This is a genomic window from Pseudoalteromonas sp. SG45-1, assembly GCF_014164135.1.
Taxonomy (GTDB): domain Bacteria; phylum Pseudomonadota; class Gammaproteobacteria; order Enterobacterales; family Alteromonadaceae; genus Pseudoalteromonas; species Pseudoalteromonas distincta.
Window position 1 is genome coordinate 185,868 of the sequence record NZ_JACJEP010000004.1, and the last position, 12,307, is coordinate 198,174.

The following is a 12,307-nucleotide window of genomic DNA, read 5'->3' on the forward strand; positions in this document are numbered from 1 at the left end:
GTATATTGGCGCTCTTACGGTTTAATTAAGAGCGCGACATGAAAGTCCTCCACACCTCAGATTGGCACCTTGGCCAACAATTCTACGAACACGACCGCCGTGTTGAGCATCAAGCCTTTTTTACATGGTTATTAGCCACTCTTGTTGAACAACAAATAGACTTACTTTTAGTTGCTGGCGATATTTATCATACCGCGACTCCAAGCGCTAGCGCCGAAAATCAGCTTTACCAATTTATTAAAGACGCCAAAAAGGCATCCCCACAATTACACGTAGTAATTATTGCGGGTAACCACGACTCTGCAAATCGTATTTTGGCAGCTCAGCCATTACTAGCGCAATTTGATACGCACGTAGTAGGGCGCTTTGATGTCGCAACACCCGATGAAACTGTTATTACCATAAATACCAATGGTAAACGCGCTGTAATCGTCGCTATGCCATTTTTACGTGCAAGCGATGTAAGTTTACTTAGCCAAACCGAAAGCGGCCCTAGTTATGCTCAAGGCGTTGCAAAAGCTTATGAACTTGCATTAGAGCAAGCTACTAATATAAACGAGCAAAACTCACCATTAATAGTTATGGGGCATTTACACGCAAAAGGCGGGGATATCTCAAGTGATTCTGAGCGTAACTTAGTAATAGGTGGTGAGGAGTCTATTTCAGCCAATGTATTTGGTAAACAAGCCAACTATGTTGCCCTTGGGCACTTACACAAAGCGCAACAAGTCGCTAAAAGCGATATTATTCGCTACAGCGGCACACCTATACCTATGTCGTTTTCAGAACGTAATTACACGCACCAAGTAAATGTTGTTGAGTTTATTATTGATGAAAAACAACATATTAGTACAACTGTAAACCCCCTTTACATTCCGCGCTCTGCCGATGTAATTGTTTTACCAAAAGGGGAGTGTGTGCCATTAAGCGAACTATGCGAGCAAATTAAAGCGCTCGACACTGCACAAAATACAATAGCGCCTTATTTACGTGTAAAGCTTAAATCAAGCGATACCGACACCACCTTCAGAGAACAAATAGAACAAGCACTTGAAGGCAAGCATATTAAATTTTGTGGTATTGAACGTGTACGTGAGCAATCAGCGCAAAATGACGACAACACCGTATTTGAAGATTTAAGCGAAGTTGAAATGCTCAACCCGCTTAACTTATTAGAACAAGCATTTGCAAACGATAAAGATATGGCAGGGCAAAGCGTACCCGATGAGCTAAAAGCACTTTTAAGTGATGTGATAAACGAGCTTACGGAGCAAGAACAACTATGAAAATAACCGCAGTTCGTATTCATAATTTAGCCTCAATAGTTGACGCTGAAATAGATTTTACTAAAGCCCCATTAAAAGACGCAGGTCTATTTGCCATCACAGGCGATACTGGCGCTGGTAAAAGTACCTTTTTAGATGCCATTTGTTTAGCCCTTTATACAAAAACAGCGAGGCTGCGCGGCGATAAAGGTAACTTAATTGAGTTTAACGGCGACAGCATTAAGCTTAATGATGCGCGAAACTTGCTACGCAGAGGTACATGGGAAGGCCACGCCGAGGTTGACTTTTTAGGGCAAGATAAACAGCTTTACCGTGCGCGTTATACAATTGCACGGACCCATAAAAAAGTAACTGGCAAACTTAAAGTAGCAGAGCACACATTAGTAACCCTGCCAGACGAAACCCTTATAGCTGACAAAAGCCACACAATAAAAGAAGTTGAGAGCAAAATAGGGCTTAACTTTGAGCAGTTCTCCCGTGCCGTACTTTTAGCGCAACATGAGTTTGCTGCATTTTTAAAAGCCACTGGCGATGAGCGAGCGCAACTTTTGGAGTGCTTAACAGGCACCGATAAATTTAGCCGTATTGGCGTGCGTATTTTTGAGTGCCATAAAGAGCAAGTGGCAAAGCTTGAAGCGCTTAAAGCAGGCCTTGAAAGCTATACCTTATTAACACCAGAAGAACTCGAGTTACAACAAACCAAGTTAACCGATTTAAAAGCGCAAACCGAACACACTAAAAAAGAGCTGACCAAAACCGAAAAAGCACTTAACTGGTATCAGCAAGCTACAGTGCTTGAGCAAAATTTACTGCAGGCACAGCAAACCCAGCAACAAGCAAGCTCAGCGCTTGAAAGTATCGTTGTTCAAAGCGAGCAAGCAAAACAAGCTAAACAAACGCTTGAAATAAAAGATAGCCGCAGCCGTTTTACTCAATTAACCGATCAAAATACGGCGTTAGATCAGCAAATAGCATCACTTAAAAGTGTTGATCACTTAGCGGTAATTAACGAGCGTAACACCGCGCTTGCTAAGTATTCCGAGCTACTTAATAACGCCAATGAGCAAAAACAAAATGCAGCGCCCGTTATAGCAAGAGCGAGAGAGCTCGACAGCAGCATTGCTTTGCAAACTCAAGCTGTAAAAGGCACAGAGTCGCAAATAACCAAAGAGCAAACTCAACTTGATGAGCTCAATCAGCAGCTTAGACAAAGCAATAACGAGCTAGAACTCGCTAATACCGACTCAACTAAAAGCCAGCAATGGCTTAATGAGCATGCACAGCTGAACGTTTTAGCAAAAGACTGGAGCTACTATCAGCAAAGCTTTAATACTTACTTAAATGCACAGCAGCAATTAACTGCAAACCTTGCACAAAGCCAAACTCTTAATACCGAGCTTGCAGGTCAGAGCGAGCGTTTAAATACACAAAATAACAAAGTGCAGCAGTGCGAGGCGTTACTTACGAGCGAGCAGTCTGCTTTGCAGGTTTTAAATACTCAGCTTAATGAATTTAATGCAGAGCACTGCGACGCGCAGCTAAAAAGTATTGATTACTTAAAAGAGCAGCGAGAGCGCTATAAGCAATTTAACGCAGAGCTAAAACAAAGCACTCAACGCCAGCAAGTGCTCAATCAGCAGCTAAATGAAAGCCAGCAAGCCCATGCTTTACTTAATCAGCATTTAATAACCAGCGAGCAAGCACTTAAAGGCAGCGAGTACGCACTTAACCAAGCGCGCTTAAGAGCCAGCGAAAACGTAGAGCATTTACGCACTGAGCTTCGCCCTAATGAGCCTTGTTTAGTGTGCGGCGCAACGGAGCATCCGTATGCGGTAAATCAAAATCAGCAATTAAATAACTTAATTACTGATTTTGAAAATGCTTTTAATACCGCTAAAAAGCAATTTGACCATGCACAAAGCGAGCTGCATAAACATCAAACTCAACATGCTGTATTAACTGCTGAACACGGACAACTTGAGCAAATAATACAAACAGCAAAAGCCAAACAGCTCGACATTAAAAATACCATGCAAGGTGCACGTAGTGAGCTTAACGACTTAACGCCTGATCAGCTTGAAGTAACTTATAAGCAATTAACGCAGCAAAAAGCGCAATACTTTGAGCAACAAAAACGTCAACGTACATTGCAAACCAAAGTAAACGAGCTACAAGCAGCACTTAAAGCAGAGCAGCAAGTACAGCAGCAACTGAGTAATGAACACCTTGAGCTTACACACCAGCAAAACCAGTTAACGAGTAAGCATAGCGAGCTAAGTACGCAAATTAACGAGCTCGGTACAACGCTCAATAGCCAATTTGAAAACAGTGATTTTTGGCTGCAACTACAAGCCAATACGCTTGAGCTTACCCAGTTTCACGAGCAAGTTACGCAGTATCAGCAAACTCAAATGCAACTTGAGCAAAGCCAAAAGCGCCAAGACACAGCTAGTGAGCAAATAAAGCAGCTTACCCCGCTTGTTAGTAAAAGCGAGCAATCGTTAAAAGCACTTAATGAAGAGTTTGTAAAAGCTAAAGAGCTATTAGACGCTGTACAAAGTGAGCGCTCAGCTTTATTTAATAATGAGCAAATAAGCGCAGACGACTACCAAGCAAAACTCACAAGTGAGCAAGAGCAAAAACAATCGCAGGTTCAAGCGAGCCAAAAAGCCTATGACGACGCTATAAAACAACGAGATGAGCACGCTATAACGCTTAAAAATGTGGAGCAACGCTTACTTGAAAACAGCCAAGAACTAGCAACACTTGAGGCACGTTATAACCAGTGGTTTACTGACTTTAAAGCGCAATACAGCGATGTAACGCACGAACAGGTCAAAATTTTACTAACGCTCAGTAGCGATACTATTAAAGCACATTTAAATCAACACGAGCAGTTAACTCAAGCGTTAACAGATGCAAATGCCGCATTAAAACAGCAGCAACTTACGCTTGGAAAACACAACAGTAGCGATAAGCCAACACAAAGTGCAGAGGCTTTAAGTACGCAATTAAGCAGCTTAAATGAGCAACAAACGCAGCTGCAAAATTCATTACTAGCAATTAATACCGCTATTGAGCAACACAACCAAAACGCAAAGGCGCTTGAAGGCAAACAAGCTGAGTTAACTACGCTTAAAACACAGGTAGAGCAGTGGCACTTGCTTAATAAAGTATTGGGCGATGCAACGGGTAAAACCATGCGTAACTTAGCACAAACACAAACGTTAAAAATATTACTGCACTATGCCAACAGCCATTTAAAAACACTCAACAAACGCTACGAATTAACCGCAATAGCGCAAACGCTCGACATTGCAATTATCGACCGCGACATGGCCGACGAGCAACGCTCTGTTAATACGCTCTCGGGCGGTGAGTCATTTTTAGTATCGCTAGCGCTTGCACTTGGTTTAGCATCGCTTTCGTCTAACAAAGTACAAATCAATTCTTTGTTTATTGACGAAGGGTTTGGTACGTTAGACAGCGAAACCCTAAGCATTGCAATGGACGCTTTGGATTCTTTGCAAGCACAAGGCAGAAAAGTAGGCGTTATATCGCACGTAACACAAATGAGCGAGCGTGTAGCCACTCAAGTGCATGTAGCCAAAAAGCCAGGTGGATATTCCACAGTTGAAGTTTTATAAGCAACATTACTGAAAACAAGGAGATACAATGCCAACGTTTACAGGCGAGCAAGCAACACAATACGATAGCCGCATAACCCGTTTAGTGCCTGGTTATGAATTATTACATCAGCTCACTAATGCGCAACTACAAGCAACGCTGGGCGACAATGCACATATTTTGGTAGTAGGGGCAGGCACAGGCAAAGAAGTACTTGCACTGGCTGGACTAAACCCTACGTGGCAATTTACTGCGCAAGATACATCAGCCGATATGCTTGCTATCGCACAGCAGCAATTTGATGAGCAAGGCATAACAAGCCGCGTAGATGTACATAATGGCCCCGTTGATAAGTTATCGGTTAAAGCCGATGCCGTTTTATGTTTACTAGTAATGCATTTTTTAGAAGATAACGGCGATAAAAAAGAGTTATTAAAAGCGATTAAAGGAAGCCTTAAAAAAGACGCCAACCTTTATATTGCAGATTTAATGCGCCCCGAAACTTCTTTTGAGCGCGAAGCCCAGCTTACAACTTGCGCGCAATTGGGTTTAACCGAAACAGGTAAAACACAAACAGGGCACGACTTAGAAAATGAGTTTTACCCGCTTGATAGAATGCGCTTTAGCGAACTACTAAACGAGTGCAAATTTGGCATTCCGAAGCTGTATTTTAAAGCACTAGGCTTTAGCGGATATGTAATAAAATAGTTTTAAATTTAAGTAATATAGCCACATAAACACCGAGTAAGCTTACTCGGTGTTTTATTTTATACATACATTTACAACTTCTCACAGCTGCATACAAAGCACATACATATTTTTTATGTTTTAAGATTTACTATTTCTATATCAACATAAGCAAATAGAGAATCAACATGAAAAAATCGTTAATTGCTGTTTTACTCCTCTCGGGTTGCGCATCACAAGGTGTTGACCGTAACGATCAAAATCAAATAATTAAACGCTATTACGCCTCGGTAGAATCTATGCAACGTGTCACACTCTCATCAGAAGTGGGTACAGGCATAGCCGCAGGAGCTGGTTTTGGGTTTGTAGATAGCTTAGATGGCAATACAGAAGAAATGATAGGTGGGGCAATAATCGGCGGGTTAGTTGGAGGGTTATTTACCGCATTGTTTGAAGGCGGCAACGATGCATATCAGTATAATCTATACGCTGCCAGCGAAGGTGAATTTACCGTAATTCAAAAACAAAAACTCGATCAAAACACTCAATGCGTAGTAGTAAATGCCGGTAAAAAAATTAAGCTTGAGCCAGTAGATAAACAATACTGCGAAAATAGTCCAAATGTGTACAAAAAAGCTGATGTTGCTCTATAGCAACATCAGCTTTTGTATTGTTGTAGGTCGGTTAAGCGAAGCGCCACCCGACGCTCTAATATCCACATCACTCAGATCATTACTGTGCCAGCAATCCTAACCAATCTCTCCAAGTGCTTTCATTGCAGCTTGTGCTTTGTCTGTTTGTACAAAAATATGGTCGTGATAAAACGCAGCTACCACATTAGCGCTAATGCCATGCTCAGTTAGCTTTGCAGATACCGCAGCTGTTAGCCCAACGGCCTCTAAGCTTGAATGTACATTAAGAGTAATTAAATTATATTTACCCTCGTAAGTAATACCTGCTTTATCGGCGATTTCAGCTTTTAAAATAAGGGTTAGGCCTTCCTCTTCAACGTAAGTGGCAAGTGGCTCTAAGTGAACATAATCAGCCAATTTCCCTGCCAAACAGCAAAATATGTATTCACCTTGTTTAAGCACAGGCTGCATTGATTTTAATAATTCGTTTAACTCTAAAATTCCGGCCATGGTCGTTCCTTACAATGTGTTATTTAGTGCCTTTTAGCTGCGCGACTAGCTCGCTTAATCTCGCAATTTTTATATTACTTAATTGCCTGTAATCAAAATACGGGCACACAATAATGTTGTTACTGGTGTCTATTGCAAACTCGTCGTCGAGCCAATCAAATTGTGCATGCAACTTACCTTGTTGTAATAAGTTTTTAGCGTGCGTACGCCCAGCAATTATGTGTAGCTGATTTTGATTGCTAGTAGCTTTATCTGCGCAAGTAATAGTAGTGTCAGGCGCGCTAAATAGCAGGGCGGTTTTACTATTTTTTTGCAGTAAATACTCATCGCGATATTGTTGCCAAGTAGGGGCTTGTTTAGCAAATGAATAATGCTCACTTGGCAGGGAAAATAGCACTTTGGCGTAAACGTTAAACACTTTGCGCCAACCATTACCACAGTACTGGTTTATGGTATTTATTTGCTCATTTATAACCGGTTCTAGGCATTCAAGTGTTTCAAAAAACGGCATTGGCGGCGCTTTTGCTACGTATACCGCCACGCTAAATTGCGTATCACCTAAGCCAACTAATTGGGTATTCAAGTTAGTTAGCCTTGTTTTGCGCTAAAATACGGTCGAGGTTATTTGCAAAGTTTTGGCGATCGGTTTGGCTAAGTGGCGGCGGCCCACCACTCATTTCTACGCCGCTTGAGCGCATGGTATCCATAAAGTCGCGCACGTTAAGTATTGAGCGGATATTCTCGGTGGTATAAAGCTCGCCACGTGGGTTGAGTGCTTGCCCGCCGTTATCAATTACTTCACTTGCTAGCGGAATATCGCCTGTAATAACTAAATCGCCTTTTTCAACACGTTTTACTATTTCGTCGTCGGCTACATCAAATCCCGACGATACTTGAACGCGGCTTATGTATTTTGACGGCGGAATACGCATTGCATGATTCGCTACTAAAATAGTCTCGATTTTCATACGCTCTGCAGCTCTAAAAAGTATTTCTTTTATAACAACAGGACACGCGTCTGCATCTACCCAAATTTTCATGCTATGGTCATTTTTATTGCTTTAGAATTAATACGATCCTATAGCAAATTTTTTTAATCGGCTAGCAAACTTTATATCCATCTATATTTAGATAATACGTACGATTTATGTAATTAAAAAAGGAGCTTACATGAAGGCTATTAAATACGGTTTACTTATTACAGGGTTATTTTTTCTTAGTGCCTGCACCAGCCCTCCTGAGGGAATAACACCCGTTAAAAACTTTGATATACAAAAATATAAAGGCAAATGGTTTGAAATAGCGCGTCTTAATCACTCATTCGAAGAAGGGATGGAGCAAGTTACCGCGACTTATTCAATTAACGACGACGGCACAGTAAAGGTCCTTAACAAAGGGTATTTAACGGATGATAAAAAATGGGATGACGCCGAAGGCTTAGCCAAGTTTGTTAAGGGCACCGACACAGGGCATTTTAAAGTCTCGTTTTTTGGTCCATTTTATGGCGCTTACGTGATTTTTGAACTTGACCAACCCGATTATCAATATGCATTTATAACCAGTTACAACAAAGATTACTTGTGGTTTTTGTCGCGTACACCAACGGTTAGCAAAGAGCTTAAAGAACACTTTTTAACTAAAGCTAAAGAGTTGGGCTTTGCTACCGATGAAATAATTTGGGTAAACCAAGAGACTATGTAAAGGGGGTTTACAGTTAGTTATATACGTTTTTAAAGTAGTAATAAAAGAGTAATTTAATTGTAAAGTAACTTAAATATATTATGGTTATATTGTGTGTACTTGCCGTGAGACAGCAAGTATTGGAAACACTGAATATCCCCTATTGTTGGCAAGCTATATAGCTTGCCATTTTTTTTGCCTAATCTATGGGAAAGTAACGGATCACGTTTTTACTAACTAAGGCTAGTTTAATGCTAAAAACAACCCACTTAGTACAACTAACACGCTATTTAAAACACTAAACCACTTCACGTAGCCTACTAAAAAATTATAAAAAACCATTATAATTAAGACACTTAGGCTCATAAATCCGCAAAATAGTAATGCACCATATCCATCTTGAGTAACTATACAAAGCACAAAGCTTAGTAAAATACTGATCCAAGCAACTAATAGCAGCTTTTTACGTTGGGATTCTGTAGGGCGTTTTTTAAATACATCTTTAAAATGATTATACTTAGCTAGCGCAAAACAGTTAAAACTGAGCAGGCATAGGCTAAACCCAAGTAAATCAATCATGGTTTTTGCCCTTTAAAGTTATTAGATTGACTAGGGCTGGTTATTTTTGAGTTGTTTTTAGCAGTACGTAATTTTTCGGTTTGTATAAAAAACAATATACTAAATAACAAAAACAGTGCATCAAAAGTAAATAAAGCCCACTGTTCGTGCATCAAATAGCTAACTAGATTACCGTTAGTTGTAAGTGCATTAATAACCGGTACGCTTAAACATGCAACAGCATTTATAGCTGCCATAACTCGCCATTGCAGTGTGTCGCGCTTTATAAGTGCTAAAAGAGCAACCGCTAGCCATGTTAAAAAGAACGCGAGTATTTCTTTATCGGCGCGCTCTGCGGTAGTTGGGCTAAGTAGTCTGTTAGCAATAAAAAATGCACACGTTGCCAGTGGAAGTCCCATAATAGTGGCTAGGTTTAACCCCTCAACTAGTTTTAAACCAAACGAAGGTTTAACGTTATTTTTAGTTCGCTCGCGAATTCGCTTAGCCCACATAATACAGCCAGAGCCAATCATTACACAGCCTGCAATACCGCCTAATACGTATAACCAACGCAGTAACCACGTAGCTAAACGCCCTGTATGCATTGAATTAAGTGATTCGTAAAGCGCTTTGCTGCTAGTTAGCTCGTCATCAGTTTTAGCGACCATTTGCCCTGTAGCACCACTAAATATTAAGCGTGGTGCTTGGTCACGTAGTGTTTTACCTGCGCTTACCAATACGGTAATTGTTGAAGCTGCCATATTTGGTTGGTTAACTTGTACGCGAGTAATATCTGCATGAGGCCACTTAGTATAAACCTGATCTAAAATGCGTTGTATTGGCACCATTGGCAATTCGCCTTGGGCTTTATCGGTCATGGTATTGCGAGGTGTTACATCGTTAAAAAAGCCACGCATGCCGTCATCATAAGACGTTTGCGCAGGGTAGGGAAACAACATAAATATAAGTGTAATTATACCCGTGTAAGTAATCATTAAATGAAAAGGAAGGGCAAGCACAGAGCTTAAGTTATGGGCATCTAACCATGTACGGCTACCTTTGTTACGCCTAAAGCTAAACATATCTTTAAAAATACGCTTATGAATAACCACCCCCGATATAATGGCAATCAGCATAAAAAAGCTAGCAAAGCACACAATCCAGCGTGCGGTTATTGCATCCATGTAATGTAAATCATAGTGCAGCCGATAAAAAAAGTTACCGCCTTTAGTATCTACAAAGGGCTCAAGCTCTTGCATGGTATTAGGGTTTAGCTGTGTGTTTTCAAACCGGCTGCGGCGCTGGCCTGGCTCTTTTGGTTTTGCATAACCATAAATTAAATAAGGAATACGCGGCTCGGGTAATGTAATACGCCAGCTTGATGAGTGAGCTCCATGGCTAGCTAAGTAATCAAATCCGGTAATTATTTGTTGTTTTTGCGCTTCTATACGCTGTGTTTGGGCTTGCACATTATGAATGGCTGGTTGATTCCACAACGTTATTTCGTCTCTAAAAAAGCTAAGAGTCCCTGCAAAAAATATTAAATATAATAACCAACAAACGAGTAACCCTACCCAAGTGTGCAACCAAGTCATCGATCTGAAAAAGCTGTCTTTCATACCCAACCCTTCAGTAATGCAAGCAATCCTATGAACGCTCCTGTACTTAGTAAAATACTGATCCATACTGTTTTTAATGATTTAACGCTAAAAGCATAAATAAATACAACGGCATAAATTAAAATGCTGATTGAAACACTAAACAGCACAGCGTCTTGTTTAGCTATTGGCAATACAAAACTTAATAACGCAGTGCTTGCAGAGGTAAAAGCATAGCCACCAATTATGGCAATAAAAAAACGTAAAAATACCAAAACTCGATAACTGCTTACGCTTTTTACTATAAGCGCAATCACGTTAACCTTATCGAATGGCGCACTGTGCAAAGGTGCCTGCATAGTTAATTAATCCCTTTATTTAAAGCTGAGGATAAAACAAAGGCGCTATTATATATGTTACAAATACAAAAGATAGTTATTCTCATTTGTGGTATTTAATTTTTAAGTAAGTTATGCTTACTTAATTACTTAGTAAAATACTGATCTGATATTGTTTAATGATATTGCACAGGCTCTATGTAAAGCTTAAGGTTAATAAACTGAGTAAAAATAAAGAGTGAATAACGATGAGCGATCACGAAAAACTAAATTACGTTGAGTTTCCTGCATGCGACTTACCCGCAACTAAGGCCTTTTTTAGTCGTGTATTTAATTGGCAGTTTACTGACTACGGCCCAGAATACACGGCGTTTAGTGGCCAAGGGCTTGATGGTGGCTTTTTTAATGCGCCGCTTAAATCGCTAACTCAAAATGGTGCTGCGTTATTGGTTTTTTATAGTAACGACATTCACGCTACGTATAAAAAAGTACAACTCCATGGTGGCACAATATTAAAACCTATTTTTGAATTTCCGGGTGGTTGCCGGTTTCATTTTGCAGAGCCGAGCGGCAATGAATTTGCTGTATGGGCAGAGCAACACTAGGTTTTACAAGGCTTGTAGCGCGAATGAGCTTAAAGATCACGATTTTACTAACTAACGCTCGTTTTAATTAAAATAAACCGATTTTTTACCAACTCATTTATCCTAAATGGCCATTTAGGATAAATATTAAGCATTTAAGGCCAAATAAGCATGAATAGTCACCAATTAATAGAGCAAGTTAGTAAATGCGTGATCTGTGAACCTCATTTACCTTTAGGGGCTCGCCCTGTTATACAATTTAACCAAAACGCACGTATTTTAATTGCAGGGCAAGCACCTGGAATCAAAGTTCACGAAACAGGTGTGCCGTTTAACGATGCAAGCGGAAACCGCCTGCGAGAATGGCTTGGGCTAACACGTGATGAATTTTACGATGCCAATAATATAGCAATTTTACCTATGGGCTTTTGCTACCCGGGTAGGGGTAAGTCGGGTGATTTACCACCGAGAAAAGAATGCGCGCCTGCATGGCGCGAGCAATTATTGGCTGCACTACCAAATATTGAGCTGACAATAGTGCTTGGTAAATACGCGCAGGCGTATCATTTACCAGAGACTAAAAAAATGCCACTTACGGAGTTAGTAAAATCGTGGCGTGAGTATTGGCCAAATTATTTAGTGCTTCCACATCCGAGTCCGCGTAATAATATATGGCTTAAAAAGAACCCATGGTTTGAACAAGATGTACTTCCAGAACTAGATAAGCACGTGGCTGCTATTTTAAATAAGTAATAGTTCTAGTTATTGTAAAGGGGCGTTACAGTTAACTTAAAAATTAACACTCTA

Annotated in this window: 13 protein-coding genes; 7 read left to right on the forward strand and 6 right to left on the reverse strand. The window is 40.4% G+C overall.

The genetic code is table 11. The annotated features are described in order from the left end of the window. Nucleotides 1-38: 38 nt before the first annotated feature. The 4 genes from H5117_RS05725 to H5117_RS05740 all read left to right on the forward strand — a co-directional run bounded on the left by H5117_RS05725 (nt 39) and on the right by H5117_RS05740 (nt 6,253). Nucleotides 39-1,286: an exonuclease SbcCD subunit D C-terminal domain-containing protein gene (locus tag H5117_RS05725; RefSeq protein WP_182195704.1), complete on the forward strand. Its 1,248-nt coding sequence runs from the start codon at nt 39-41 to the stop codon at nt 1,284-1,286. Beyond that, nucleotides 1,283-4,933: an AAA family ATPase gene (locus H5117_RS05730; RefSeq protein ID WP_182736569.1), complete on the forward strand. Its 3,651-nt coding sequence runs from the start codon at nt 1,283-1,285 to the stop codon at nt 4,931-4,933. The genes H5117_RS05725 and H5117_RS05730 overlap by 4 nt, the downstream gene beginning before the upstream one ends. 28 nt (nt 4,934-4,961) lie before the next feature. Beyond that, on the forward strand, nt 4,962-5,621 hold the full coding sequence (locus tag H5117_RS05735; RefSeq protein WP_033028640.1) for a class I SAM-dependent methyltransferase: 660 nt from the start codon (nt 4,962-4,964) through the stop codon (nt 5,619-5,621). A gap of 167 nt (nt 5,622-5,788) precedes the next feature. Then, nucleotides 5,789-6,253: a hypothetical protein gene (locus H5117_RS05740; RefSeq protein WP_182692390.1), complete on the forward strand. Its 465-nt coding sequence runs from the start codon at nt 5,789-5,791 to the stop codon at nt 6,251-6,253. A 96-nt stretch (nt 6,254-6,349) separates the two neighbouring features. Here the strand turns inward: H5117_RS05740 and H5117_RS05745 are convergent, their stop codons facing one another. From H5117_RS05745 to H5117_RS05755, 3 genes are read right to left on the reverse strand one after another with little or no spacing between them, the layout of a single operon-like run. After that, a complete protein-coding gene (locus H5117_RS05745; RefSeq protein WP_182733077.1) occupies nt 6,350-6,742 on the reverse strand; it encodes an ACT domain-containing protein in 393 nt (130 codons plus the stop codon). A gap of 19 nt (nt 6,743-6,761) precedes the next feature. Further along, nucleotides 6,762-7,325, reverse strand: a complete 564-nt coding sequence (locus H5117_RS05750; RefSeq protein WP_182715944.1) for a DUF6942 family protein — start codon at nt 7,323-7,325, stop codon at nt 6,762-6,764. A 1-nt stretch (nt 7,326) separates the two neighbouring features. After that, complete coding sequence (locus H5117_RS05755) at nt 7,327-7,782, reverse strand: YaiI/YqxD family protein (protein WP_002959175.1); 456 nt, start codon at nt 7,780-7,782, stop codon at nt 7,327-7,329. A gap of 130 nt (nt 7,783-7,912) precedes the next feature. On the opposite strand from H5117_RS05755, the gene H5117_RS05760 reads away from it, so the two are divergent. After that, nucleotides 7,913-8,443, forward strand: coding sequence for a lipocalin family protein (locus H5117_RS05760; RefSeq protein ID WP_182696560.1), 531 nt, complete (start codon nt 7,913-7,915; stop codon nt 8,441-8,443). Nucleotides 8,444-8,665: 222 nt separating this feature from the next. Here the strand turns inward: H5117_RS05760 and H5117_RS05765 are convergent, their stop codons facing one another. From H5117_RS05765 to H5117_RS05775, 3 genes are read right to left on the reverse strand one after another with little or no spacing between them, the layout of a single operon-like run. Continuing rightward, on the reverse strand, nt 8,666-9,001 hold the full coding sequence (locus tag H5117_RS05765; RefSeq protein ID WP_182733080.1) for a DUF3325 domain-containing protein: 336 nt from the start codon (nt 8,999-9,001) through the stop codon (nt 8,666-8,668). Next, a complete protein-coding gene (locus H5117_RS05770; RefSeq protein ID WP_182733081.1) occupies nt 8,998-10,599 on the reverse strand; it encodes a PepSY domain-containing protein in 1,602 nt (533 codons plus the stop codon). The genes H5117_RS05765 and H5117_RS05770 overlap by 4 nt, the downstream gene beginning before the upstream one ends. Further along, nucleotides 10,596-10,937: a hypothetical protein gene (locus tag H5117_RS05775; RefSeq protein WP_002959167.1), complete on the reverse strand. Its 342-nt coding sequence runs from the start codon at nt 10,935-10,937 to the stop codon at nt 10,596-10,598. The genes H5117_RS05770 and H5117_RS05775 overlap by 4 nt, the downstream gene beginning before the upstream one ends. 227 nt (nt 10,938-11,164) lie before the next feature. On the opposite strand from H5117_RS05775, the gene H5117_RS05780 reads away from it, so the two are divergent. Together H5117_RS05780 and H5117_RS05785 are read left to right on the forward strand one after the other, a co-directional pair. After that, nucleotides 11,165-11,521 (forward strand): VOC family protein, encoded by a 357-nt coding sequence (locus tag H5117_RS05780; RefSeq protein WP_039488837.1) that lies wholly within the window; start codon nt 11,165-11,167, stop codon nt 11,519-11,521. A gap of 150 nt (nt 11,522-11,671) precedes the next feature. Next, on the forward strand, nt 11,672-12,253 hold the full coding sequence (locus H5117_RS05785; protein WP_182711958.1) for a uracil-DNA glycosylase family protein: 582 nt from the start codon (nt 11,672-11,674) through the stop codon (nt 12,251-12,253). Nucleotides 12,254-12,307 lie beyond the last annotated feature (54 nt).